Here is a 25,455-nt window from a genome sequence, read left to right on the forward strand (position 1 = left end):
ATGGGCAGACAGAGACTAGCTAAGAACCGAGCCTTCCCGGCCAATCTGTATCAGAACTCGAAAGGGTATTTCTACTACCGGAACCCACAGACCAAAAAGCAGAAAGGACTAGGGCGCGAGAAAGCCTTTGCCTTTCAGGAGGCGCGCAAGGCAAACGCCGCACTAGCTACGCGCGAGCCATCGTCGCTCGTCGACTGGGTTCTGGGAAGGAAGGATTACACGCTGATCGAATGGCTGCCGGTGTACCGTGAGCTTTGGGAAGCCAAGACGAATCCGGCGGCGAATACCCGATACGGCGCCAACAGCTTACTCAAGAAATTGGCCGAATCCGAGTTGGCAAAGATGCGTATGAGGAACATCGAGACCATGCATGTATCGACGTACTTGGAGTCGTTTGAGAAGACAACAGGAGCCGGGCACGCCCGCAACATGAGGTCGAAGCTGCGCGATATCTTTCGCTGGGCTGAGACACAAGGCGTAATCGACGTTGCCAAGAATCCGGTACCTGCGACGTTCAATGCGCCCTACAAGGTGAAGCGCGAACGATTGAGCCTGGAGCAGTTCTGGCTCATCCACGCAAAGGCAACGACATGGGCGAAGAACGCAATGATGCTCGCCCTTGTTACCGGCCAGCGACGAGATGACATCGCCAATATGAAGTTTGCCGACTACAAGGATGGCCTCCTCCATGTAGCTCAGGGGAAATCAGGAGGACAAACGCGACTTCAGATTGATGGGTCGATCAAGCTCGCAAAGGTTGGCATGTCGATTGGGGACGTAATCGCTGGCTGTCGAGACCTGATCATAAGCCGGTATCTGGTGCACCATACCGAGCGCGTATCGTCAATCAAGCCCGGCGATAAGGTGCGAGCAAACGGCCTGTCGGATGCGTTCAAGCAGGCCCGTGAGTTGGCAAAAATCGAGGCGTCGGATGGCCGCACACCTCCCTCATTCCACGAGATCCGCAGCCTGTCGGAGCGGCTTTACCGGGAGGAATTTGGGCCAGATTTCGCGCAATCGATCCTTGGACATAAGAGCGTTCAGATGACCGACAAGTACGACGATCTGCGAGGCGGCTGGAAGACAGTCAAGGCGAAGTGATTCTGTAATTTTTTAAACGGATTTCTGTAAAAATTGCAGACCGCCTTTAGATACGGGCGCAATTTCAAGTGCGGACATTTACATCTGAAACAGATTGTGTGCGGGGGCGGCGGTGACCGTCCCCGCCGCGAACATCATGCGCGGCTCCGCACGCGTTCCAGCGCCAGCATCTGTTGCTTCTCGACCGGCGTCAGGCGCTTGGCGGTGACGTGCACGACGGGGATGCCAGCGGTCGTCGCGAGGACGGGTGCGGTCGCCTGTGCGGGCTTGGCGCTGTCGAGTGCCATGCTGCCGGCGGCGGCCAGGCTCAGGGCGACGATGAAGGCGGCTTCCATGTGCTTGATGACGTTCATGATGCTCTCCTCGGGGTTGGATGCGGGGTTGGGTGATGAAGCGTTTCTCGATGTGTGTACTGTAGCCACAAGGGTTCCCGGTCTCCACCCGCGTGCGACGAACCGCACGAAACGCAGGACGAAGCGCAGATAAGCGGGACCGGCTTTCATCGTCCCCCGGCTAGGCGCACGCGAACACAACGAGGGAGAACCCAGCGATGATCGGAACGCTCGTCGAGGCCGTCGCGGCCAACCGGACGCGCTTGCGGCGCGCGCGCAACCTGCGCGCCGGCACGCGCACGCACGTGGCCGCCCAGCCGCGCGCACGCGGGCCCGCGCCGCTGCGCTGGCTGACGGCAGGCTGCGTGCTGCTGGCCGTCGCGGGCGCCGCGCTCATCGTCGTGCACGCGCGCTGGCTGGCCGCTGCCGGCGCGACGCCGCCGGGCGACGGCGCTTCCCGCCTGACGGCCGTGCTGCCCGGCGTCGCGTTCACGGTGCCCGACGGTCCCGGCGTGACGGTGCGCACGCACGGCGGCGCGGCGCTGCTGATCCTGTCCGGCATGCGCGCCGCGCCGGTGCAGCGTGTCGACCTGTGCGACCAGCTCGCCGACCGCACGCGTCCCGGCCGCCTGCTGCCGCTGCGGATCGGCTGGACGTTCGCCGACGCGGCAGGCCTGGCTTCCCCGCGCAACGTGCTGCTGGCGGATGGCCCGATGCCGCGTGTGCGCGTCGACGGCCGCGCCGGGGCGCCGCTGGACGTGCGCTGGGACGGGCAGGCGCAGTGGGTCGGCGCCGCGGCACGGGTCGCACCAGGCAGCGAGGGCTGGCTGACGTGGCGCGACGGCGCGTTGCGGCTGCGCCAACGGCCGAGCAGCGCCTGCCCGGCGGCCGGCGAACTCCTCGTGCAGCTGTACCGTCCCGCACCGACGCCACGCGCGTTGGTCGTCGCCGTGCCGGCGCACGGCGAACCGGTCGAGGCGCTGCTGGCGCCGGGCGACTACCGCGTGCCGGCGTCGCCCGCGGCCACGCTGGAAGACGAGCAGCTGTTCGCCCAGCTGCAGGCCCGCGGCCTCGTGCGCCTGGGTGCGAACGGCCTCGCCGAACTGGCCCCGCCGGACCTTGCCGCATGGCGCGCGGCCGGCAAGACGCCGTGGGATGGCGTGAACCTCGACGGCGACGCGCTGCGGCTGCTGGAGCGGTTGTATCGTCGCGCCGACGGCGATTTCGTGCGCGAACAGGTCCGCGTCTTCAATGCCGAGCGGCGGCTGCTCGCGTGGCGCCTGCCGGGCGGCGCGACCGCCAGGTGGCGCGCGGAAGTCGTGCAAGGAACGGCCACGGTCCCCGTGCCGCTGGCCGACGACATGCCCCCGGCCAGCGCCCGCCTGTTCGCCCGGCTGCCGCAGGGCTGGGCGCCGTGGCAGCGCGTCGGCGCGTGGCCGGCGGACGGCGGCGTGGCCCGTCTGCGCCTGACCGTACCCGACGGGACGGCGAGTCTCCGGCTGATGCTGGCAGGCCGCCTGCGCCACGTCACCGGCGCCCGGTTGCGCACCGATCCGCTGCCCGGCTGCGACGGCCGCGCGTGCACGGCGCCGGACGCGGTGCAGATAATCGACCTGCTGCCCGACGCCGGCGAGATCGTGATCGACGCGGAACCGCTGGCGCAGGGCGCCCTGGCCACGCCGGGCGATGCGCGCTACCGCCACCTCGCCGTGCGCGACGGCCGCCTCGCGTGGCAGGCGCTGGGCCCGGCCACGTCGCGTCCGTCGGCGCCGCTGGCGGATGTGGTGCTGGCCGACCGCAACGGCGTCACGCTGTGGCGCGACGGTGCGCCGACGGCGGCGGCCCGCGCGGCCGGCCTCGCGACGATGCTGGGCGTGCGCGCGGGCCAGGCGGGCAGCGTCGCCACCTTGCTCGGCCGCGTGCCGGGCGGCCGTCACACGGCGCGGATGACCCTGGACCTGCGCCTGCAGGCGGCCGCGCAGGCGGCGCTCGACTGCATCGCGATGCGGCGCGGGCACTGGGATGGCCGCGGCTGCACGGGGGCGGGGCCGTCCCGGCGGGCCGGCAGGCGGGCGTCGTCCTGCTCGACACGGAGACGGGCGCGATCCTCGCCGCGGCCGGGGCGGGGATGCCGGCCGTGACGCCGGACAACTGGCGCGAGGCGCGCGACTTCGACCGCGTCGACCCGGCCGCGAGCCCGCTGCGCCTGCCCGCGCTGCAGCACGACGGCGGCGCCGAGCGGGCGCCGGGATCGACGTTCAAGATCGTCAGCGCCCTCGGGCTGGAACTGGCCGCGCAGTCCGACCGCCAGCTGGATGCCCTGCTGGACGGCCTGCCGCTCGCCGCCATCAACGCCGCCGCGCACGAACGGGGCTTCGCCTTCCGCACGGAGGCGCCGACGTATCCGGTCGACGGCCGCGCGCGCATCACGAACTTCCGCGACCAGGGCCTGGACCGGCGCGCCAGGGATGGCCGGCTGGGCCTCGCGCAGGCGCTGACCTACAGCCTGAACACGTGGTTCGCGTGGACGGGAGAACTGTCCGACCGGAGCCTGCTCGGCCGGCCCGACGGCGGCGTGCCCGACCTGCAGCCGCTGGAACCGGGCGCACTGGACCCGGTCCGGCCGATCGTCGCCATGGCGCGCCGGCTCGGCTTCGGCCAGGCGCTGCGGCTCGACGGCGGCCTGCTGCCGGCGGATTTCGCCTGGTCGGCGTGGGACGCGCTGCAGGCGACGCCGGCCGCCATCGACCCCATCCACACGCGTCACGAACTGCGCCAGATGGCGATCGGCCTGCGCATGCAGGCGACGCCGCTGCAGATGGCGCTCGTCGCCGGTGCCGTCGGGCAGGGGCGGCCTATCGTGCCGCACCTGCTGGCGGAACTCGACGGCAAACCGGCCGCGCCGTCGAACGGGCCGGCCCTGGGCGTGCGCCTCGACCGTGTGCGCGCGGGCATGAAGGGCGTCGTCGACGTGGGCACGGCGGCCGGCGCCTTCCGGGCGCCCGCGCTGGCCGGCATCCGGCGCGGCCTGTCCGGCAAGACGGGGACGGCGCCGGTGGGCGACGGAGCGCTGGCGACGGTCTGGTTCACGGGCTGGCTGGAGCCGCACAGCGTGGCGGGGCAGGAGCACCGGCTCGCCGTCGCCGTCTTCGCCAGCCGCTCGGAGGCGACGGGCGGCGGGCATGCGGCGCCCGTCGCTGCCGCCGTCCTGGGGGCGCTGGCCGATCGTATGCAACCCAAGGGGGCGAAATAGGGGGTATTTCCCACTCATCTGCGCGCCTACGAGATGTGGTTCTGTGGCATGATCTATTACGGTCCTGCTATTCGTGGCCGAACATCGAAGAGGATTTATGCGTTTGCCGGGAACCCGGTACCAGGAACCGGGCTGGGAAGAAGTGCGCAAGTTGCTGGGACAGTGCTCGCTCGCCGCGCTGCGCGGTCTCGATGCCGCACATCCGGACCTGGAGGCCCGGTTGGAACATTATGTGGAACGCATGATGGACCAGCTGACGGCCCAGCGCCACAGCGCCCGCGCCCGGGCGGCCGGCAACGGCTACGGCGACACCGTCCACGAGCTGGCGGTGACGCTCGTCGTCGAGCTGCGCGCCCGTCCGGCCGACTGGGACGCCCTGTGCGCCGCGCTGGCGGACGGTCCCTCCGGCGACGCACTCCTGCGCAAGAAGGTGAACGACATGTACGCCGTGCTGCGCGACCGCGTCGATGCCGACAACTACCAGGCCGCCTGCGGCCGTCCGTGCAGCCCGAATCGTATGTACGCTTACCGGATGCTGGACACCGCCTACCACGACGTGGCCCGCCTGTTCGCCAACTGGCGCGCGCACCGGGCGCAGGTCGGCGCGATCCTCGGCCGCGAGATCGCGGACGGCGCCGACCCCATCGAAGTGCGCCAGCTGCGCACCATCCACGACTGCCGCGCGGAGTGGATCCTGCGCTGGAGCGCATCGATGGAGCACTTCGGCGGCGGTCCCGGCCCGCTGCACACGCGCTCCAAGCGCTGCGCGAGCCTGAAGACGAGCCCGGACCGCATCGCCGCCATGCTGCGCGAGATCGGCGATTACGAACAGCTGTCGGCCAACCGCGACGAGGACTGGCTGCAGGACCTGGACGACGCGTCGGTCTGGGTGGAAGATTACTGGCGCGTGCTGCAGGAATCCGAAAGCGCGGCGACGCCCGGCCCCGACCGGATCCTGGAAGCGCAGCAGGATGCGCTCGACGCCGCGGCACCGGAACCCGATCCGGTGCCGGAGGAAGCCGACCCGCGCCTCGAGACGCTCGCGCTGAGCGTTTCACTGCCCCCCGGCTATGTGGCGCAAGCGGTGCCGGACGGTCTGCTGGCGGCGGAGGGCCTGCCGGTGGGACTGGCCGTGTACGCGAAGCTGCTGGGCCCCGACGACGCGTCCTACCCGGACGCGTGGCGCGACCCGGCCACCGGCGCGCTGCCGACGATGCAGCAGCTGGCGGCGCTGGCCGAGGTGTCGCTGCCGACGTTGCGCAAGCGGCGCGACGCGGCGATCGCCCGGATGAATGCCGCCTTTGACACGAAGCGAGGACGCGATGCATAGCAACGACACGAGCTCACGCCGGCTGCAGGAAGCCCTGCTGCTGGCCCGCCGCAAGGACGGCGACCGCCTGATGCTGGACGATGCCACGCTGGCCGCGGCGCTGGACGGCAGCCGGCCGCTGACGTCGGGCGAGCGGGCCGCGCTGCGGGCATCGCCGCTGACCGCGCGCCGGCTGCGCCATCTCGCGCTGGCGCGGCGCGCGGCCGCATCGGCCGCGTGGCGCGGCAGCCGCGCGCGCTGCGGGCCGCGAGCACCGGCACACCGGAAGCGGTCGTGACGGACGACGGCTGGTGGACCCTGCATTTCATGTCCGCCGGCGCCGGGTGGCGCACCGTCCTGCAGTTGGCGCCGCAGGCGCCGTTCGCTGAAGCGCTGCTCGTGGCGCGCGCGCCGCTGCGCGTCGTGGACGGCGCCGGCGCCGTGGTGCTCGCCGGCCAGCTCGATGCGGACGGCGAGTGCGAGGCCGCCTGGCCGTTTGCCGCCGCACCCTCGGACCATTTGCAGGCGCACGGCGCCCGTTTCACCGTCGAACCGCTGGAGGCGGACACACCATGATCCCATTCTTCAAGCGCGCGGCGCGCCGCAGCCGGGCTGCCCCGTCGTCATCGTCGACGCGGACGGCCGCCCGCGCCGCGCCACGACGCCGGCCGGGAAAAAGGTCGAGCTGCGTCCCGGCGAACTCGCGTGGGCGTTCCACCCGGGGCCGTACACGATAACCGTGGTCCCGTACGCGCAGGCGCCCGAGATCGGCCTGCGCACGACCTTCGCCATCGACCCGCAGGACCCCGCCGCCGCGGGCAAGCGCTTCGACCTGTACCTGGCCGCGGAAGCGGATGGCCGCGTCGACCTGGCCGCGCTGCGCATGAAAGTGGAAAGTGCGGTGCGCAGCGCGCTGGAGCAGGGCGTGCTCGAGCTGCCGCCGTGCGTGGACATCGACGAGTGGAACGCGTTCCGCCAGGGCCTGAACCGCTTGCTGTACCTGCGCTTCGGCCTGACCGTGGACGATTGCGTGCCCGTCGAACTGGAAGGCGTCGACTACGCGGCGCAACTCGCCGCGCGCGCAGCCGGCAGCACAGCGGCCGCGGCGCCCGCGCCCGTGGCGGAGAAGGTCGTGCCGGACCTGGCCGACGCGAAGGCCATGCGCCGGCTGTTCCTGGAGCTGCCTTGCCTGATGTGCGGCCTGCGCTTCGGCGCGCTGCCGAACGGGCAGGAACAGTTCCGCCAGCAGCAGGCCTTGCTGCAGCGGCTGGACCGGCTGTCCGTCGAGATCACGACGATGCCGGCCCTCGTGCTGGCCGCGCCGGGACAGCCGCTCGCGCTGGACGAGCAGCTGCGCCGCATGCGCCACAGCCGCCGCGCGACCGTCGCGCTGGACGAGGCGTGGGCGCTGCTGGCGCGCCTCGAAGGCGCGCAAGGGGGGCGCCTGGCCGCGCTGTACGACGAAGCCGAGCGCATCGTCGCCAACCTCGAAGCCGATTGCGCCGGCCGGCGCGCGGCGAAACACGTCGCGGAGGCGGCATGAACGTACCCCAACAGGCCGTGTGCCGCACCCGCCAGCCCGACGGCACGCTGCTCACCGTGACGGCCACGCGGCGCGAGCGCGCGGGCCGCGCGGACGTCAAGTGCACCGTGCCGGGCGACGCGGCATTGGCCGAACGCCTGCAGCAGGTGGTCCGCCTCGCGCGCCACACGGAAGCGAAGATCGACAGCCGCGACCAGGTCGTGCTCGGCGTCGACCGCGCGCCCGTGGGGCGCGACTGCGAACTGGCCTTCGTGCTGGCCGACCGTATCGTGCGCGGCGTGTGGCATGGACGGGAGGTGGTCGCCAACGGCTGGTCCGATGCGTGGCAGCTGGGCCGTGTGGACGGCCACGACGTCGCGGACGCGTCGCCGGACGCGCTGCTGGGCGGGCCGGACGGCCTGTCGCACCTGGGTCAGCTGGACGGCCATCCGGATCCCGGCGCGCGCGTGTCCGGCGCCCGCGCGTGGTTCCCGCTGCACAGCGGAGGAGACGGCGACGGCCTCGGCTGGGTCGAGGTGAGCGTGCACCCGCTGGAGGGCGAACGCCTCGACGAGGAACAGACGATCGCCGTGGCGGGCGCGGGCGCGGACGCGGCACGGCAGCTGGCGGTGCGCCAGGTGCTGGCCGGTGCGCGCCACTTCGATGGCCGCGGTCTCGGACGCTGGCGCACGACGGTGCGCTTCAGCGACGCCGCATTCGCCGGCCGTTCCTACGAGCTGGCCCTCGTGCTGGCCGACCGCATCGCGCGCGGCCGCGAATTCGTCCCGCGTGCGCGGCTGCTGGCGACGGGCTGCTCGGACGCGTGGCATGCGGGCCGCGTGGACACGGTCGACGGGATCGCGCCGAAATGCGCGCTGCTCCTGCGCGAGGCGGGGCCGGGCGACCGCATCGTGCTGCCGCATGCGTGGCGCGATGCGCTGCCGGCGGGCTACGCGGACGACGTCCGCGCGCGCGGCGCGAGCGTGGCGTGCGTGGAGCGGATCGGAATCATTTGATGTAGGCTTGCAGGGTGAGCCGGAAGGAGTCGACGATGTTGCGGATGTTTGGATTGGGTGGGGCAAAGTGCCCGCGCTGTTCGCAAGGGACGGGCGCGGCGGACGGCTATTGCGCCGCCTGCGGCCTGATGCTCGGCACGCCGCGCAACGAACCCGTGCTGGTGGAGAACCGCTGGGTGCCCGGCCCGGACGAACTGGCCGTGTTCTTCGGCGTGCGCGCGCTGTCCGGCGTATTCGTCAAGACCCTGCGCGTGCCCGCCACGGCACGTGCCTACATCCTGCAGGGCGATCAGGCCACCGAAGTGCCGCAGGGCGAATACGAGATCGAAGGCTTCTTTACGCGCCTGAACCACCTGCTGCGCGACCAGCATGCGGAGATCCTCGTCACGAGGAGCGGCGCGCTGCCGGTCGAGTTCGAACTGGATGGCCTGGTCAGCGCCGAACATCTGGAGGTGTCCGCGCGGTTGGCGCTGTCAGTCCGGATCGAGAGCGTGCCAGCGTTCGCGCGCCATTTCATGACGATGCCCGGCACCGTGAAGGCCGACCACCTGCGCGAACTGCTGCAGCAGCCGGTGCGCCAGCTGGCGGGCGAATTCGTCGCCGCCCGTTCGCTGCGCGAGATGGCGGGGCAGCGCGAACTGCGCCCGGAACTCGACCAGCACCTGCAGGGCGGCCTCGCCACCCTGCTCGCCGATTACGGGCTGGCCATCGTCCGCGTGGAGACGCTGGCGCTGCGCCACGACCGCTTCGACGCCAACCGCGCCCGCATCGGCAGCCTGTGGCTGGCCGTCGACGAGCAGCGCGTGAAGGTCGAGCATGCGCGCCAGCTCGACGAGCTGTATACCGACGACGAGTGGCGCCGCATCGCGCGCGAGGAAAGCCAGGCGCGCCTGGCGCACCGGCGCGCGGAACTGCGCCAGGGCGCCGGCATCGAACGCGCGGAGATGAGCCTGCGGAACGCCGAGCGCGCGCAGGCGATCCGCGCCCGCGAGATCGAGCTGTATGGCCGGATCGTCGAGTCCCGCTCGCGCAAGCACGCGATCGAACGGGGCGCGCAGGATCTCGTCGCGGAGCTGGAACACGAGCTGGCGCAGAAACGCGGCGCGCGCGCGGACCAGGAAACGGAATGGGCGCATTTGCGCGAGCTGGCCGCCGTGCGCATGCGCGAAGAGGTCGCGCTCGCGCGCCAGGACGCGGCGCAGGCCCGCACGGTCGCCGCGCAGCGCTTCTCGCACCAGTTGCTGCAACAGCAGATCCGCAACAAGATCGAGCAGGCGCGCGGCATCGAGGACGCGGCGCGCCAGCGCGCGGAACTGGCGCGCCTGCACGCGGCCGAGGAAGATGCGGCACGGCGCGCGCGCGAGATCGACGCGCAAGACCATGCGGCGCGGCTGCGCGCGGCGGAGCGCGCGGAGTCCATCGAGGTGGAAGCCGTGCGCCAGCGCGTGGAAGCGTTGCGCCGCGACGGGACGCAGGCCGACGCCTTGGCCCAGCACGAAAAGCTGCTGCGCACGATCGAAGCGGATGCCGCTCTGCAGCGGGTGGCGATCGATGGCGAGGAAGCCCGCGCGGTGCTGCAGGCCGAGCTGCTCGCGGCCGAGCGCACGCACGAGCTGCGCCGCATGGAGACGCTGGGCGCCGTGGACGACACGACGAAACTGGTGCTGGCGGGCGAGACCAATGCCGCGTTGCTGGCCGACGTGCTGAAGGCGCGCACGCAGGCCGGCATGAGCGCGGAGCAGCTGGCGGCGCTGACGTCGTCGCGCCTCGCCGATGAACAGGTCGAACGCGAGCGCACGCGCCGCAACGACGAACTGGAACGCGAACGGCGCCACCAGCTGGAACTGCTCGCGCTGCAGAACGACGTCAACAAGACGGCGCTCGCCACGCAGGCGCAACTGGGCGGCGCGCTGATCGCGGGTACGGCCTGCCGCCACGCGGGCGCCCAGCCCGGCGACCGGTTCTGCGGTACGTGCGGCGCGCCGCTGCCGGCGCGGGGATGATGCAGACGGCGATCGACAAGCTGCGCGAACTGCGCGCGCTGCACGAGGACGGCCTGTTGAGCCGCCAGGAATTCGACAGCCGCAAGAACGCGATCCTCGACGCTGCCTATCCGGCCGATTCTTCCGCCGATCCGCCGCCGGCCGCATCCGTGCGCGCCGGCACCGAGATCGGCCTGATGGCCACGCAGGAAGTGGGGCCGGTGAACCGCCGCTACCGGCTGGAGCGCCTGATCGCGCAGGGCGGCATGGGCGAGGTATGGCAGGCGACGGACCTCGCCACGCACGCGGAACTGGGCCACAGCGCCCAGGTCGCGCTGAAGATCCTGCCGCCCCGGCTCACGGAAAACTCGCTGCACGCGAAGCTGCTGATCGAGGAAGCGGCACGCGCGCGCCAGCTCGCGCACCAGCACATCGTGCGCGTGTACGACTGGGCCCAGGACCCGGCCACGGGCAGTTATTTCATCATCATGGAGTGCCTGGACGGCGAGGACCTCGACACGCTGCTGGCGCGCGTGGGCCGGCTCGACCCGGCGCGCGCGCTGGAGGTGCTGGCGCCCGTCGCCGCCGCGCTGGATTACGCGTGGGAGCGGCACCACCTCGTCCACCGCGACATCAAGCCCGCCAACGTGTTTATCGCCCGCGGCGGCGACGTCAAGCTGCTCGACTTCGGCATCGCGGCGCGCGCCCGCGCGGACGGCCTCGCGCTGGAAGCCCCGGCCAGCTCCGGCACGGCCGGCTATCGCGCGCCCGAGGCCACCGGCACCGGCGGTGAGCCGGACCGTGGGCTGGACGTGTATGCCGTCGCCGTCATGCTGTACCGGATGCTGGCCGGCGCGTTGCCCACCGGCGCCGATCCGGCCCGGCCGGCGGCATTGAACGATGCGCAGTGGGCCGTGCTGCGCGCCGGCTTCGCGCGGGACCCGGCCCGGCGTCCGCCCAGCGTGACGGATCTGCTCGCCCGGTTGCAGGCCGCGCCGGTCGTCGACGGGGCGGCGCAGGCCGCGGCGGACGCCATCGACAGGGAGCGCGCCGCGCGCGAACTGGCGGCGCGCAAGCTGGCGCAGGCCCAGGCGGAAGCCGCGGCAAAAGCGCAGCTCGACCGCCAGCGCCGCGCACAGGAACGGGCCGCGAAACAGGCGGCGGAAGCGGCGCGCGCGGCGCGCAAGGAAGCGCTGCGCCAGCAGCTGCTGGAACGGCGCGCGGCGGAAGCGGAAAAGGCGCGACTGGAGCGCGAGGAGGCGCAGCGCAAGCTCGTGCAGGCCAAGGCGGCCGCGGCATACATCGCGGACCAGAAGCGCGCCCGGCTCGAGGAGGCGGCGCGAGCCCAGGCCGTGCTGACGCAGCTGATGCCCACGCCGGCCAGCCCCGTCGCCGACACCGAAGGCGTGCTGCGCGACCGCTTCCTCGGCGGCGACGCCAGGGGGCCGGAACTCGTGCTGCTGCCGACGGGCCGCTTCCAGATGGGCTCTCCCGAGCACGAACGGAAGGTCGCGATGGAAGCCGGCTCGCAACCGGGCTGGCTGGCGCGCGAACTGCCGCAGCACTGGGTCGGCATCGAGAAGCCGATCGCCATGGGCCGCTATCCGGTGACGGTCGGCGAGTGGCGCGTGTTCGTGGCCAGCTCCGGCTGGCGGCCGAGCGGGGAAACCGATTGGGACGCGCCGGGCTTCGCGCAGACGGACCGCCATCCCGTCGTCGGCGTGAACTGGTTCGACGCGATCCGCTACGTGCGCTGGCTGTCCGAAGCGACCGGTAAATCGTACCGGCTGCCGAGCGAGGCGGAATGGGAGTACGCGTGCCGCGCCGGGACGAAGACGGCGTTCTCGTTCGGCGACAGGATCACGACGGACCAGGCGAATTACGACGGCAACTTCACGTACAACGGCGGGCCGCGCGGCGAGTACCGGCGCGGCACGACGCCGGTCGGCATGTTCCCCGCCAATCCCTGGGGCCTGTTCGACATGCACGGCAACGTGTGGGAATGGGTGCAGGACGTGGTCCACGACAATTACGACGGCGCCCCGCTCGACGGCAGCGCGTGGGAAGAGGGCGGCGACCAGGCCCGCCGCATCCTGCGCGGCGGCTCCTGGCTGTACAACCCGCGCTACCTGCGCGCGGCGCTGCGCAACGGCTTTTCGGCCGCCCTGTCGAACGACATCGTGGGTTTTCGTATCGTACGCGACCTGATGTAGCCAACACGATACGCAGCGGAAATTCGCGGTGTCTCACCCTTGAGCGCATAATGAATCGCACTCTGCAAACGAGGAGGCGATCATGCGAATTCCCAAGGATATCCAGATCCCGTTCATCGTGCTGTCGCTGGAAGCCGTGCTGCTGACCGGCGCGGCGTTGATTTTCCTGATCCTGCGGCCGGGCTGATCTACGCGCGGCCGGCGTAGGCGTCGACCAGGCGTGCGTAAGTGCGCCGGCGGTCGCCTGTGTGTTCGGCGTGGTCTTCCGGACGTGGGCTGGCCGCGAACCGCACGCGGCCCGTGAACCGGGCGAGGCGGTCCAGCACCGTGGCCGGGCCGATCGGCGTTTCCTGGCCGCTGGCCGGGTCGAGGTGCCAGAAGCCGCCGTCGCGGTGGAACAGGACCGGCATGCCCGCCGCGCGCGGCAGGGCGCCGGACCCCAGCGCCGCCGGCTCGGGCACGACGCCGGGCGCCAGCAGCACGAAGCACTCGGACGCACCGCCGCCATCCACGCGGTGCAGGGTCAGCGCATGCGCGTGCAGCGCCGTCACGACGAACGTCACCACGCCGCGTATGCTGGCCGTCAATTCGATGCGCATCCCGAGGCGCAGGGGGACGGGCGCGTGCTTGCCCGGCCAGGTGCCGTCCAGTAACAGGCCGTAGCGCGACACGTCCTCGATCTCGAACCCGCCGCGCGCGGGGCGGATGACGGCGTGGCGCGCGGACAGCCGGCGCGTGAGGCCATCCCGTTCGGGCCCTTGCGCGCCATGGTGTTCCAGCAGCAGGTCGGCCTCGGCGCCGACGGTGTCGCAGCGGCCCAGCACGCATTCGTCCAGCGCGAACAGCCGCACGTGGCGCTGGGCGCCGGCGTCCGGTTCCGCGTACACGAGGCAGCCGGTGCTTGCCGGGCATGGATGCGCCGCGCGCTCGGCGGGCAGGTCGATCTCGATCAGGTCTTCGTCCCACGCGATGGTCGGCAGGCCGACCGCCACCTTGCCGCCGCCACTCCCCTCGAGGTTCAGCTGGGCGATGGAGGCGTTGCGGGCATGGATGTCGATGTCCATCGCGCCGCCGCCGGCCAGGCCCTGTACGCGGGCGATGGCGGCATCGTCGGCGCTGATGCGCACGTTCTTATGCGTGGACAGATAGGTCTGGTGGATCTCGCCCAGCGATGCGTCCGGCCGCGGCACGAGCAGCACGAGCGTCGCGACCCACGTGCGCGCCGGGTGGCGCGCATGGATTTCCAGGTCGACGCGGTACTGGCCGTGTTCCCGTCCGCGCGACGAGAATTCCACGAACACGGGCCGCCAGTCGCCGCGCAGGGTGCGCGCAAACTGCAGCTGGCCGGCGCCCATCGGCAGCAGCTTCGATTCGAGCAGCAGGGTCAGTTGCGCCGGCGCGTCGTCCGGCATGCCCCGCAGCTCCAGCTTGATGGCCTGGCGGCCGCCGGCCGCGCGCGGGTCGAAGCCGCTCACGTGCAGGTGCGGCCGGGGTGGCGGCGCATGGATCGCCGCCGGCATGCGCGCCGGTCCTTCGGTGCGTACGCGTTTCAGCATCTCGAAACTCGAGCCGAGCACATCGACGGCGCCTGACGGCTGGCGGTGGCCGTGCGCGCACTGCGCCTCGCCCGGGGCGACCCAGACGGTGCAATGCGGGTGATCGGGACTGCTGCAACGCTTCATGGGCGATTATCGGTTCGGGGGATGGGGACCCAGCTTACGCGATTGTAGCGTAGCGCGGCGCGCGGATTTCATGGTTGAGCAAGACTTTTTTCCAAGATGCACTATTTACCACAGTCATGCTCCCGGCAATGCGGTCTCGTCGCGCGCCGCGCCAGGGACGCGTACGAGGATGGCGCTGACGTTGTCCGGATAAAAGAATGCGGCCGGATGGGCATCGTAGGCTTCCATCAGCGCGTGCAGCATCGTGGCTGCGTCCGCGGTGCCGGCCAGCAGCTGAGGCCATTGTCCGGCCCAGCCGACCGGGTCCGAGCACGACCACAGGCCGTCCGTCGCCAGCAGGTAGGAGGCACCGGGACGCAGCTCGAGCGGACGGCGGTCGGCCAGCCCGGACAGCCACGACGGCAGGTTCAGCGGCGACAATTCGTACAGCGGGTCGTTCAGCCGCGTCGGGTCGGCGAACGCGTTCCCGAGCAGGAAGGCCTGGGCGATCTGCGGCCGGTGTTCGCCATGCACCTGGCGCCACCAGTCGGCTTCGCCCAGCAGGCCCGCCATCGCATAGGCGGTGGCGGGGACGTGGTCGACCGTCAGCGGCGCCGCGCGCGAAGGCGTGATTTCGTACAGGCGCGAATCGCCCACGTGGTACAGCAGCGGCGTGTCGTCCGCGCGCAGTTCCAGCAGGGTGAGCGTGGTGCCGGGGCGGGGGCCGGGCGCGTCGGCGAAATGGCGCTGCAGGTCGGCGTGCAGCGCGTCCAGGCGGCGCGCCAGCCCGGCGCCGGTTGCACACGGAGGCAGGGCGAGCAGGCCGGCCACGACGGCTTCCGCGGCTTCGCGGCCGTGGCCATGGCCGCCCATGCCGTCCAGCACGGCGAGGCGCGCGTGGCCGGGACGCCAGCCGGGGAGTCTCCGGCGCTGCACGGCCTGGTCCTGCAGCCAGGCGGCGTGGCCTTCCACGTCGATCAGCAGCAGGTTGTCCTGGTTTTCCGCGCGCAGGCGCGGCCCGGCGCCCAGGCGCGAGCACGCCGCAACGTCCAGGGGGCCGAAGCGCAGCCCGGCAGTGAAGGGAGAAATTGGCATCCTTTACTCTAACCGCAAATGCCAAACGACCAAGCTTCGATTAGATGGGGTTTTGCCGTCTACCTGTCAGCAACACGGCCGCGTTGACGAGCACGCACGCGCCGGCCGCCGCCATCGCGTACCGCACGCCGCAGGCGTCCGCCACGCGGCCCCAGAACAGGCTGCCCAGCGTGTAGCCGCTCGCCATCACGACGACATAGATCGCCAGGGTGCGCGCCCGCACCTCCGCCGGGAACGACAGCTGGGCGGCTGCGTTCAGCGTGGACACGACGGCCGACCAGGCCATGCCGCCGACCACGATCAGAGGGATGAGCAGCGCCAGCGTATGCAGGAAGGGCATGACGGCCAGCATCGCGCCGTACACCGCCAGCGCGGCGGTGGGGCGGCCTGCGTGGTTTTCCCAACGTGACGTTTCGACAAGACGGCTGTGTTATCTTGTAACGCATGCAAATACGTTTACTGGAACCCGCCGACATCCCGGCGGCCGCCGCCGTCCTGCGCCGCGCCGCCGAGACGTTCTTCCTGCACGAATCCGCGCCGGAAGACGCCGCCGGCTTCCTCGCCCAGCACGACGCCGCGGGCCTGCGCCGCAATCTCGATGCCGGCTTCGTCTACCACGTGGCCGTCGTCGACGGCGTACTGGCCGGCTTCATCGGCGTGCGCGGCGGCACGCACGTCTTCCACCTGTTCGTCGACGCCGCGTACCAGCGGCGCGGCATCGCGCGGGCACTGTGGGACGCGGGACGCGCGGCGGCGCTCGTGCCCGGGCATCCCGGTGTCTTCACCGTGAACTCGTCGAATTTCGCCGTGCCGTTCTACGCGTCGCTCGGCTTCGAACGCACGGCGCCCATGCAGGTCGACAAGGTGCACTACAACCCGATGCGCCTGTCAATGCCGCTCGTCGGTGCGGCGTAGCCACAGGCTGCTCGCCCAGCCTTCCACGCCGCTGCCTTCCACGCGCACGCGCCACCAGTCGCCGTCGGTCGCCCCCGTCGCGCTGACGACCGTACCGGGACGGAGCACGCGCATGCGGGGGGCGCGCACGCCGCGGTCCTCGCGCAGGTTCAGGTCGTCGACGACAAGGTAGCGCGCGCCGGCGGCCGGGCCGGCTGCCACGGCCACGGGTACCGGCGCGGCCGGCAGCAGCGCGGAGAACAGCAGGCCGACACCGAGCGTGCCGCCGGCAACGACGGCCAGCGCCCGCAGGTTGGGCCGGCGCCACCATGCGCGCGGCGTGCACCACGCGGCCAGCACGAGCGTCGTCGCCAGCGCGCCGGCCCACACGAGCCACGAAGCCATGGCCGCCTCACGCATCGAAGCGCAGCACGTAATGGCCCGCGACGAGGTGGTGCCCGGCCGGCAGGCGGTACGGCTGTTCCGGCGTCGCGGCGTCGATCGCGGCGACGAATGCCAGCTTGTCATCGAGGTGGTACAAGGCCTGCGTGGGCGACAGGCGCGCGATCCGCCAGCCGTCCGGCCCCGCTTCGAAGCTGAACGCGTCGCGCGACAGGCCCAGGCGGTCGGCGCTCGACGGCGGCGTGCCGGCGGCATTCTTGAGGAAGGCCGGCGAATCCAGCACGCGCAGCGCCGCGAGCATGGGCGCGCCCCGGCCGAACGTGAAGCGCGCACCCGGCGCCACCGGCAGCGCCGGCGGCTGCGGCAGCACGAGCAGGGCGCAGTAGCGGTCGGCCAGCGCCGGCGCGCAGGCGGCCAGTTCCACGCGCGTGCCGTCGACGGGGCTGAACGCGGCCGGCGCGGCGATCCGTTCGCGGCCGGCCTGGGTGATCGCCTGCAGCTGGTCCTGGTCGTCGACGGCGAAGCCGATGACGGTGTCCGACGGTTGCGCCGACGGAATCAACGCGCGGTTCAGGTTGATCTCGAGCGCCTGCGCGCCCGTTTCGCGATAGCGCGACAGCCGCGGCAGCGCCAGCGCGGCCAGCGTGACGCGCTGGCGCGACACGGGCGCGTACGTTGCGTCGACCGTTGGCGGTGCCGGGGTGCGTGCCACCGGCACCGCGGTCAGTTCGGGATCGGGTGCGGCGCGCGGTTTCCAGACGGCGGGGCGGGCGGAGGCGGGTTTGACCGGCGCCGGCGCGCGGCTCGCCGCGGTCGGCGTCACGCGCAGCAGCAGGCGCAGCGCCGCGCCGGTGGCGTCGACGGCGCCGCGGCGCGACTTGATCGTCCAGTAGCCTGCGGCCGCGTCGTAGCCGCACTCGAAGGCGTCCTTCGGGCGCACCTGCACTTCGAGCGGCGAGTCCGGTCCGTCGTTGATGAGGAGGACGGCGCCTTCCGCGCCGAACGGCCAGCCCGGCGCGGCGTACGTGGCCTCGTGCGCATCGTGGCCGATCAGGGTCAGTCTCTGGTTCGGGTAGATGGGGCAGACGGTCTTCCACACGGCGCTGTCGCGCGACACGCTGACGGTGTACTGCACGGCCTCGCTCGGCGCGGGCAGGTACACCGCATGGCCGAATTTCACTTCGACCTCGCCCGGCTCCAGGCGGTCGGCGCCGACGACGTGGTAACGGACGTCGTCGCCCTGCAGCAGGTCGCCGAAATCCTTGCGGTGCAGCGCGGACAGCGACTCGGCGAGGTCGCGCACGCGGGCGCCGCGCGTGAGGTGGCGGTCGTCGTCGACCTCTTCCTGCGGCAGCATCAGCGTGATGTGGGAAAAGCAGCGCGTCGCCGCGCGTCCGCGCTGTTCGCGCGGCGAGCGTTCCAGCAGGTCGCGCAGCAGCGGACGGCGCGCGAACAGCGCGAGCCCGGGCGCCTGCCAGATGGCGTGTGCGTCGAAGACGTCGTTGATCTTGCCTAGGGCTTCATGTTGGACGTAGACCGGCATGATTCGTTCTCCTCTAAAGTTTGGCTGCTGGCGGCAGCGGCACCTAGCAGGGGGCAGATGAAAAACAGCAGGTGCGAGCCGCCCGCCGACAGGAAGCTCATCGGCTGGCCCATCACCGGGAAGATCGCGAGGTTCGTGCCCCACGAGAGCAGGAAGTGGCCGAACGCGAACGCGGCGCCGCCGGCCAGGAAGAAGCAGCGCAGGCGCGCGAGCCACGCCACGCGGAAGTCGCGCGCGTTCGCCCCGGCCAGCCAGCAGCGCATGGCAAGGCGCAGCAGCGCGGCGAGGAACAGCGCCTGCAGCAGCCACAGGCCGACGGCGGCCGCGAGCCCGTGGCGCGCGAGGTAGAACGACGCGGCGAAATCGTCCTGCACGGCCGGAATGCGCAGCGCGAAGCCCGGATCGCGGCCCAGCGCCGTGACGCCGAACGCGCCGTCGGCGCCCACCCAGCCGCCGTGCGCGATGGCGCGGGCGCCCAGCAGCAACTGCTGTCCCGTGTGCGGATGCGTGCCCGGGTCGAGCCAGACGAGGAAGCGGTCCGCATAAAAATCCCAGCGGGCGATGCCGTCCGCGCCCGCGCCGCGCAGCAGGGCCACCGTCGCGACGGCGGCCAGCGCGACGCACGCCAGCGCCAGCGCGGTGCCGCGGCGGCGCGTGGCCAGCGCCTGTGCCAGCATCATCGTGCCGCCCCACAGCGCGAGCAGCACGAGCGGAGAGTAATCGTCGACCTGTACGAGCGCGACGCCCAGCAGCAGCATGAACAGCAGCGCGGGCGCGCCGACCCGAAGGGCACGACGCCACGCGCCGCCCGGTGCGGGACCGTCCGCGCAGGCGAGCGCCAGGCAGTGGGCGGACAGCGCGGCCAGCGCCAGCTTGGCGAATTCCACCGGCTGCAGGTCGAACACGCCCGTCTCGTCGCCGTACGCCACCTGCAGGAGCAGCGCGAGCAGCGCGGCACCGGTCAGCAGCAACAGCGCCAGCTCGATGCGCGCCTGCGGCAGCGGCCGCGCCGGACGCACGACGCTTGCCAATGTCGCGGCGCCGGCGCCCAGCGCGAACAGCGCCGCCGTCTTGTGGAAATGGCGCAGCCAGGCGGTGTCCGGTGCGCCGAGTCCCAGGTCCAGCTGGGCGAGCAGGCCCACGGCCAGCAGCGGCAGCGCGGCGGCGAGGACGGGTTCGAGCCTTCGCGGCGCCAGCAGCGCGAACGCGAGCGCGGCCCACGCCGCGAGCAGGCCGACGCCCGCGCCCGCCGGCGTGCCGGTGCGCTGCAGCCAGAACAGGACGGCGCCGCTGCCGGCCAGCAGCAGCGCGACGCCGATCGCCGCGCCCGCGCGCAGGCGGTTGGCCGGGTTCAGGACGAGCGCCGTCAGCGCGCCGGTCAGGGCCAGGCCGAGGACGGCCAGCAGCGGCAGCGCGGCGTGTGCCGGCAGGTCCCACGGGCCGCGCCGCGTCCACGTCCACGCGACGCCGGCCGGCAGGCGCTTCCGTGTGTCGGCATACAGCGCGACGTGGCCGCCGGGATGCAGCCGCAGCACGTCGCCGCCCGGGGCGAGCAGCAGGCGGGTGCGGCCCGCGACGAGCGTCTGCCCGGCCGCCAGCCGCAGCGGACGGCCGGCCAGTAATGCCGCGCCGCGCTCGTCTTCCAGCAGCAGTGGCACGGCGGGTGCGGCGCCCAGCAGGAAACCGTCGTCGTTGCGCGCGATGCCGCCGGCGTGCAGGGGCAGGCCCGCGATCGCGATGCGGTTGCCGCAGTCGAGGTTGCCGCCGAAGACGAGCGGGCGGCCGAACGCCAGCGCGTGCGGGGCGATCCGGTTCCACGCATCCGCGAAGCGCGTGTCGGGGCAGGCCGGTTGCGGCTTGCCGTCGCGGCGCAGCAGGGCACCGTCGTAGCGCCAGCGGGTGCCGCCTGCCGCCAGGTCGACGGCGTCCGCGCCGGCCGCGTCGACGCGCATGCGCAGCACGCCCAACTGGAATTGCTGGCCGGCCCCCAGGACCACGCTGCCGCTGCGGCGCTGGCGACTGCCGTCCTGGACGCGCAGCGGGGCGCCCGTGCCGTCGTCCGCCGCCCACCACGTGCCATCCTGGTCGCGCCCCAGCCGCAGGCGGCCGGCATCCGCCGCGGGGGCGCCGAGGGCGGCGTGGTCGACGTCGAGCGTCGCGCCCGGCGCCAACGTCAGTGCGACCTGCGCGGGCAGCCACGCGGCTGGCGCGCGCAGCAGCGCGAGCATCTGCAGCGCGCACAGGGCGGCGACCAGCGTGCCGGCGGCGAGGCGGGTGCGGCTCATGCGGCGCTCCGCAGCGGGTTCGCGCCGGCTGCGGCGCGGGCGATCAGGCGGCTGATGTCCAGCGCATGGCGGGGCCGCGCTTCCGGACGCGGTGCCAGCAGCGCGCGCAGCAGCGCCACGGGCGCGTCGCCACCGTGGCCGGCGAACAGCGCGGCCTCGTCCGGCGCGAGGATCGCGGGTGCGCGCAGTGCCGCGGCGCCCGCCGTGCCCTGGGCCCGGTAGGCGTCCGCGCAGGCGGCGCAAAAGCGCAGCGGGATGCCGGCGACGAGCCAGTAGAGCAGGGCGCCCAGTGCAAAATAGTCGCTGCGCGCGTCGGTCCGGTAGCGGCCGGCATCATCGGGAAAAAATTGTTCCGGCGCCTGCCACGCCGCAGTGCCGGCATACGAATGCGCGGCGCTGTCCCGCAGGGGGCGATTGGTGCCGAAGTCCGCCAGCTTGAGCGTGCCGGTGTGCGCATCGACGAGCAGGTTGGCCGGCTTCAGGTCCAGGTAGCGCCAGCCGTATTGGTGGACTTTCGCCAGCGCGGTATTCACTTGCGCCGTCCACGCGAGTGCCTGGTCCATGCGAGGGCCGTCGCCGCGGCTGCGCAACGCCGCCACGTGGGCGGCGAGGTCGCCGTCCAGCAATTCGAGCGCGAGCGCCGGCTGGCCGTCATGTTCGCCGCTGTCGAGCAGGCGCACGATGTGGCGCTGGTCCCATGGCTGCAGGCTGCGCAGGAAGGCGATCTCCGCCTCGAAGCACGCGCGCCAGACGGTCCGCTGGGGCGGCAGTGCGAGCTCCATCTGCGCGCGGTTGACGAGTTTCACCGCGGCCGGCGTGCCGTCCAGCACCGACGCCGCGCGCCACACCTGGCCGTAGCTGGAACCACCCAGCGGCGCCTGCAGGCGCCAGGCGCCCGCCGTCAACGTGATGATGTCGCCTGCCTCGACCATGTAGCCTCCCGAACGGCGGCCGGTGCCGCCTCGGCGGGGAATAGCGGGGGGAGGGAGAAAACGTGTTAAAGTCGACAAGATTGCCGTGATCGCAACTAGTCGAGGAAGCCATGTCCAAAGCCACGTTCAGTGCCCGGGTATTCGCCGGCTACGTCTTCGTCGTCAGTACCGTGCTCGTCGTCGCGCCGAACGTGCTGCTTGGGATCTTCGGCATCACTTCCACGTCCGAGGTGTGGATCCGCGTTGCGGGTGTACTCGCATTCAATATCGGCATTTACGCGTGGATCGGCGCCAGGCACCGGCCGTTCCTGGAAGCGTCGGTCTACACGCGTGCGCTCGTGTGCGCCGCGTTCGTCGTCTTTGCACTGCTCGGCTTGGTCAGCCCGATGATCGTGCTGTTCGGCCTTGTCGACCTCGCGGGCGGCATCTGGACGTGGGCCGCGCTGAAAGCCGACGCGCGTGCCGTGGCGTCCGCGCCGCCCGGGCTGCGCGCGAACGCGCAATAAAAAACCGCGCACGAGGCGCGGTTCCCGGATCCGGTGCTGCGATCAGCGGTGCCAGCCACGGTCATGGCCGCGGTCCCAGCCGCCGCGGTCGCGGTCGTAGCCGCCGCGGTCGCGGTCCCAGCCGCGATGACCGCCGCGGTCGTGGTCGTAGCCGCGGCCCCGTTCGACGACGACGACGTCCGGGCGCGAGTTGTAGTAATAGCGGGGCGATTCCACATACACCGGACGCGACTCGACGTAGGCCGGTGCCGACTGGTAATAGCCACCGGAATAGCCGCCCGAGTAGGCGTAGCCGCGGTTGCGATAGTAATAGTCGTCGTTGGTGCGGACCGAATTGCCGACCGCGGCGCCGATGGCACCCCCGACGAGCGCGCCGTCGCGACCACCCACGCTGCCGCCGATGGCGGCGCCAGCCAGTGCGCCCACGACCGTGTTCACCCCCCGATCGCCAGCCATTGCCGAGGTGGACACGGCAGCCGCGGCCAGGAGCATGGCACCAATGCATTTTTTCTTCAACATGGTTAGTTCCTTGCGCCTCAACGGGGATCGGGATGATCGCAACTACGCCAGGCATGCAATCATCATAGATACATCCGTGTATGCTGCCACGCGTTAATACAGATTATTACATCTGCTTCCGCCGCGGTAACATCGGTTACAGGCAGGCCTTGCAGTCGGCGTTCGCCGCCCCATCTTGGAAGCGTCATCGACTGTACGAACCTACCATGGCGCGCCGGCGTTCTTTCGTTTCCATTCTTGCCATCCTCCTGCTGTTGCACGCCTATATCGGCCTGCGGCTGTTGCCTGCGCTGGACGCCGGTGTCTTCGGCATGCTGGCGGGGGCCGTGCTGCTCGCCGTGTCGGCCGCGCTCGTGCGCATCGGCCTCGTCGCGCCGAGCCTGCGCCGCACGCGCTGGACCGAACCGCTCACCTGGGCCGGACTGCTCGCGATGGGTCTGTTTTCCTCGCTGTTCGTGCTGACCCTGCTGCGCGACGTCTTGCTGCTGGCGCTCGCGCTCGGCGGCGCGGGCGGGCGCGGCTTCACCCACGACAGCGCCGTCGCGGTCCCGCTGCTTGCACTGGCCATCACCTGCATCGGGTTCGTCAACGCCCGCCGCGTGGCGCGCGTCGTCAAGGTCGAGGTGCCGATCGACGGCCTGCCGGAAGACCTGCACGGGTATTCGATCGCGCAGATTTCCGACATCCACGTGGGCCCGACCATCCGCCGGCCTTACCTGAACGCCATCGTCACGAAGGTCAACGCGCTCAGGCCGGATGCCATCGCCATCACGGGCGACCTCGTCGACGGCAGCGTGCAGCGCCTGGCCCTGCACACGGAACCGCTGGCGCGCCTGTCTGCGCCGGACGGTACGTTCTTCGTCACCGGCAACCATGAATATTATTCCGGCGCCGAGCAATGGATCGCGGAAGTGCGCCGCCTGGGCCTGCGCGTGCTGCTGAACGAGCACGTGATCCGGTGCCGCGGCGGAGCCAAGCTCATGATTGCCGGCGTCACGGATTACACGGCGCAGCATTTCAACCCCGCCCACAAGAGCGACCCGCACCTCGCCGCCGCGGGCGCGCCGGACGACGTCGCCGTGCGCATCCTGCTGGCCCACCAGCCGCGTACGGCGCCGGCCGCGGCCGACGCCGGCTTCGACCTGCAATTGTCCGGCCATACCCACGGCGGCCAGTTCTTCCCGTGGAATTTGTTCGTGCCGCTGCAGCAACCATTCGTCGCCGGCCTGAACCGCGTGCGCTCCCTGTGGGTGTACACGAGCCGCGGCACCGGGTACTGGGGGCCGCCGAAACGCTTTGGCGCGCCGTCCGAGATCACCCTCGTGCGCCTGGTGCCCGGCCGCGTGTGACTGAGTACGCCAATATATTTCCCCAAAAACAAGCGGATGCGTTATCGTTTTGGTTTTTCCCCCGACCAAAGGATTGCAAGCATGAATCGCCTCCGTCTCCCCGCCTTGAGCCTGCTCGCCGCCTGCCTGATGGGCACTACCGCGAACGCCGCCACTCCCGGTAATGACCCGGCCGCGCTCGCCAAGGTGCGCGATACGGCCTTGCAAAGCGATTACGCCTACCAGCGGCTGGAAGACCTGACGGACCTCGTCGGCCCGCGCCTGTCGGGTTCGCCCGGCGCCGCCGCCGCCGTGACGCAGGTCGCCGACGAGTTGCGCAAGCTGGGCGCCAAGGTCACGCTGCAACCGGTCAAGGTGCCGCACTGGGTGCGCGGCGAAGAGAAGGGGGCGCTCGTGGACTACCAGGGCCGTCCGGCCGGCGTCACGCAAAAGATCGTGCTGACCGCGCTGGGCGGATCGGGCGCGACCCCGGCCGCCGGCATCACGGCCCAGGTGATCGTCGTGCGCACGTTCGAAGAACTGAAGGCGCGCGCGGCCGAAGTGAAGGGCCGCATCGTCCTGTTCGACGTGCCGTTCGACCAGAACATGGCGGACCGCGGCCTGGCAGGCACCGCGTATGGCCAGGCCGTCGCGTTCCGCGGGGCCGGCCCGCGCATGGCGGCCGAGATGGGTGCCGCGGCGGCCCTCGTGCGTGCCGTCGGCGGTGCCGCTTACCGCATCCCGCACACAGGCGCCACGCTCCTCAAAGACGATGCGCGCATCCCGGCGGCCGCCGTCACGATCGAAGACTCGCTGCTGATTTCGCGCCTGTCGAAGCGCGGCCCCGTCACGATGCACCTGACCCTGACGCCGCAGATCCTGCCGGACGCCGACAGCTACAACGTGATCGCCGACTGGCCGGGCACGGACAAGGCCGACGAGGTCGTGATCGTGTCGGGCCACCTGGATTCGTGGGACCTCGCCACCGGCGCCAACGACGACGCGTCCGGCGTCGTCAGCGCGATGGAAGTGATCAACACGCTGCGCAAGCTGGATTACCGGCCGCGCCGCACGATCCGCGTCGTCGCCTGGATGAACGAGGAGAACGGCGGCCGCGGCGGGCACACGTACGACGCCGTCAACAAGAAGCTCGCCGAGAAGCATTTCGCCGCGTACGAGGACGACGGCGGCTCGGGCCGTCCGTTCGGCCTGCACGCGGGCATCGGCGTGGCCGGCGCGAAGCTGCTCGCGCCGCTGCAGGCGGCCCTGTATCCGATGGGCGCGGGCGCATTCCGGCGCGACGACGTCGTCGGTGCCGGCGACCTGCACGACCTGGAAGATTCGGGCGTGCCGACCTTCGAACCGTGGATCGATTCGTCCGATTACTTCAATTATCACCATACCCCCGCCGATACCTTCGATAAGGTGGATCCGGAAAACCTGCGCCGCCACGCCGCCGTCATGGCGACGACGGCCTGGTTCCTGGCCAACATGGATCAGCCCATTGGCCGCTCCAACGTCTTCACCGAGGCGAACACGACGAAGTAAGAGCAGCAGCGCTG

General features: G+C 71.5%; 23 protein-coding genes. 14 read left to right on the forward strand and 9 right to left on the reverse strand.

Going from position 1 to position 25,455, the window contains the following annotated elements; translation table 11 throughout:
* The gene (locus ACEN98_RS29040) at positions 1-1,101 is read left to right on the forward strand and encodes a tyrosine-type recombinase/integrase (RefSeq protein WP_413388303.1); all 1,101 of its coding nucleotides are present in this window, start codon (positions 1-3) and stop codon (positions 1,099-1,101) included.
* A 134-nt stretch (positions 1,102-1,235) separates the two neighbouring features.
* On the opposite strand, the gene ACEN98_RS29045 is transcribed toward ACEN98_RS29040, so the two are convergent.
* Entirely contained in the window at positions 1,236-1,454 is a 219-nt protein-coding gene (locus ACEN98_RS29045; RefSeq protein WP_413346128.1) for a hypothetical protein, read from the reverse strand.
* A gap of 197 nt (positions 1,455-1,651) precedes the next feature.
* Here ACEN98_RS29045 and ACEN98_RS29050 point away from each other — a divergent pair, with 197 nt between their 5' ends.
* The 9 genes from ACEN98_RS29050 (at position 1,652) to ACEN98_RS29090 (ending at position 12,728) form a co-directional block, all read left to right on the forward strand.
* Positions 1,652-3,574 carry a hypothetical protein gene (locus ACEN98_RS29050; protein ID WP_413388304.1) on the forward strand — a complete coding sequence of 641 codons (1,923 nt, stop codon included), beginning with the start codon at positions 1,652-1,654 and terminating at the stop codon, positions 3,572-3,574.
* A complete protein-coding gene (locus ACEN98_RS29055; RefSeq protein ID WP_413388305.1) occupies positions 3,562-4,686 on the forward strand; it encodes a penicillin-binding transpeptidase domain-containing protein in 1,125 nt (374 codons plus the stop codon). The genes ACEN98_RS29050 and ACEN98_RS29055 overlap by 13 nt, the downstream gene beginning before the upstream one ends.
* A gap of 97 nt (positions 4,687-4,783) precedes the next feature.
* Complete coding sequence (locus ACEN98_RS29060; protein WP_413388306.1) at positions 4,784-6,016, forward strand: hypothetical protein; 1,233 nt, start codon at positions 4,784-4,786, stop codon at positions 6,014-6,016.
* Positions 6,009-6,293 (forward strand): hypothetical protein, encoded by a 285-nt coding sequence (locus ACEN98_RS29065; RefSeq protein WP_413388307.1) that lies wholly within the window; start codon positions 6,009-6,011, stop codon positions 6,291-6,293. The genes ACEN98_RS29060 and ACEN98_RS29065 overlap by 8 nt, the downstream gene beginning before the upstream one ends.
* On the forward strand, positions 6,233-6,571 hold the full coding sequence (locus ACEN98_RS29070) for a hypothetical protein (RefSeq protein WP_413388308.1): 339 nt from the start codon (positions 6,233-6,235) through the stop codon (positions 6,569-6,571). Before ACEN98_RS29065 ends, ACEN98_RS29070 begins: the two co-directional genes overlap by 61 nt.
* Positions 6,492-7,538 (forward strand): hypothetical protein, encoded by a 1,047-nt coding sequence (locus tag ACEN98_RS29075; protein WP_413388310.1) that lies wholly within the window; start codon positions 6,492-6,494, stop codon positions 7,536-7,538. Before ACEN98_RS29070 ends, ACEN98_RS29075 begins: the two co-directional genes overlap by 80 nt.
* A complete protein-coding gene (locus ACEN98_RS29080; protein WP_413388311.1) occupies positions 7,535-8,533 on the forward strand; it encodes a hypothetical protein in 999 nt (332 codons plus the stop codon). Before ACEN98_RS29075 ends, ACEN98_RS29080 begins: the two co-directional genes overlap by 4 nt.
* A 35-nt stretch (positions 8,534-8,568) precedes the next feature.
* Positions 8,569-10,536, forward strand: a complete 1,968-nt coding sequence (locus ACEN98_RS29085) for a hypothetical protein (RefSeq protein ID WP_413388312.1) — start codon at positions 8,569-8,571, stop codon at positions 10,534-10,536.
* A complete protein-coding gene (locus ACEN98_RS29090; RefSeq protein ID WP_413388313.1) occupies positions 10,533-12,728 on the forward strand; it encodes a bifunctional serine/threonine-protein kinase/formylglycine-generating enzyme family protein in 2,196 nt (731 codons plus the stop codon). Before ACEN98_RS29085 ends, ACEN98_RS29090 begins: the two co-directional genes overlap by 4 nt.
* Positions 12,729-12,916: 188 nt before the next feature.
* On the opposite strand, the gene ACEN98_RS29095 is transcribed toward ACEN98_RS29090, so the two are convergent.
* The 3 genes from ACEN98_RS29095 to ACEN98_RS29105 all read right to left on the reverse strand — a co-directional run bounded on the left by ACEN98_RS29095 (position 12,917) and on the right by ACEN98_RS29105 (position 15,848).
* Positions 12,917-14,410 carry an FHA domain-containing protein gene (locus ACEN98_RS29095; protein ID WP_413388314.1) on the reverse strand — a complete coding sequence of 498 codons (1,494 nt, stop codon included), beginning with the start codon at positions 14,408-14,410 and terminating at the stop codon, positions 12,917-12,919.
* A gap of 114 nt (positions 14,411-14,524) precedes the next feature.
* A complete protein-coding gene (locus ACEN98_RS29100) occupies positions 14,525-15,484 on the reverse strand; it encodes a PP2C family protein-serine/threonine phosphatase (protein ID WP_413388315.1) in 960 nt (319 codons plus the stop codon).
* 40 nt (positions 15,485-15,524) lie between these two features.
* Positions 15,525-15,848: an MFS transporter gene (locus ACEN98_RS29105; RefSeq protein WP_413388316.1), complete on the reverse strand. Its 324-nt coding sequence runs from the start codon at positions 15,846-15,848 to the stop codon at positions 15,525-15,527.
* 80 nt (positions 15,849-15,928) lie between these two features.
* Between ACEN98_RS29105 and ACEN98_RS29110 the strand changes: the two genes are divergently transcribed.
* Complete coding sequence (locus ACEN98_RS29110) at positions 15,929-16,399, forward strand: GNAT family N-acetyltransferase (protein WP_413388317.1); 471 nt, start codon at positions 15,929-15,931, stop codon at positions 16,397-16,399.
* On the opposite strand, the gene ACEN98_RS29115 is transcribed toward ACEN98_RS29110, so the two are convergent.
* The 4 genes from ACEN98_RS29115 to ACEN98_RS29130 are packed head-to-tail and all read right to left on the reverse strand — an operon-like array spanning position 16,373 to position 21,540.
* Positions 16,373-16,783: an SH3 domain-containing protein gene (locus ACEN98_RS29115; RefSeq protein WP_413388318.1), complete on the reverse strand. Its 411-nt coding sequence runs from the start codon at positions 16,781-16,783 to the stop codon at positions 16,373-16,375. The two genes, ACEN98_RS29110 and ACEN98_RS29115, sit on opposite strands and share 27 nt — an antisense overlap.
* A gap of 7 nt (positions 16,784-16,790) precedes the next feature.
* Positions 16,791-18,323, reverse strand: a complete 1,533-nt coding sequence (locus ACEN98_RS29120; RefSeq protein ID WP_413388319.1) for a hypothetical protein — start codon at positions 18,321-18,323, stop codon at positions 16,791-16,793.
* On the reverse strand, positions 18,293-20,608 hold the full coding sequence (locus ACEN98_RS29125) for an FtsW/RodA/SpoVE family cell cycle protein (protein ID WP_413388320.1): 2,316 nt from the start codon (positions 20,606-20,608) through the stop codon (positions 18,293-18,295). The genes ACEN98_RS29120 and ACEN98_RS29125 overlap by 31 nt, the downstream gene beginning before the upstream one ends.
* Entirely contained in the window at positions 20,605-21,540 is a 936-nt protein-coding gene (locus ACEN98_RS29130) for a protein kinase domain-containing protein (protein ID WP_413388321.1), read from the reverse strand. The genes ACEN98_RS29125 and ACEN98_RS29130 overlap by 4 nt, the downstream gene beginning before the upstream one ends.
* Before the next feature lie 110 nt (positions 21,541-21,650).
* Here ACEN98_RS29130 and ACEN98_RS29135 point away from each other — a divergent pair, with 110 nt between their 5' ends.
* Positions 21,651-22,046 carry a hypothetical protein gene (locus ACEN98_RS29135; protein WP_413388322.1) on the forward strand — a complete coding sequence of 132 codons (396 nt, stop codon included), beginning with the start codon at positions 21,651-21,653 and terminating at the stop codon, positions 22,044-22,046.
* 42 nt (positions 22,047-22,088) lie between these two features.
* On the opposite strand, the gene ACEN98_RS29140 is transcribed toward ACEN98_RS29135, so the two are convergent.
* Positions 22,089-22,565, reverse strand: coding sequence for a glycine zipper domain-containing protein (locus ACEN98_RS29140; protein WP_413388323.1), 477 nt, complete (start codon positions 22,563-22,565; stop codon positions 22,089-22,091).
* A 206-nt stretch (positions 22,566-22,771) separates the two neighbouring features.
* On the opposite strand from ACEN98_RS29140, the gene ACEN98_RS29145 reads away from it, so the two are divergent.
* Positions 22,772-23,914 (forward strand): metallophosphoesterase, encoded by a 1,143-nt coding sequence (locus ACEN98_RS29145; protein ID WP_413388324.1) that lies wholly within the window; start codon positions 22,772-22,774, stop codon positions 23,912-23,914.
* Positions 23,915-23,995: 81 nt separating this feature from the next.
* Positions 23,996-25,441, forward strand: coding sequence for a M20/M25/M40 family metallo-hydrolase (locus ACEN98_RS29150; protein ID WP_413388325.1), 1,446 nt, complete (start codon positions 23,996-23,998; stop codon positions 25,439-25,441).
* Positions 25,442-25,455: the final 14 nt, after the last annotated feature.

Source organism: Massilia sp. CT11-137 (assembly GCF_047302885.1).
GTDB classification, from domain to species: Bacteria; Pseudomonadota; Gammaproteobacteria; order Burkholderiales; family Burkholderiaceae_D; genus Telluria; species Telluria orientalis.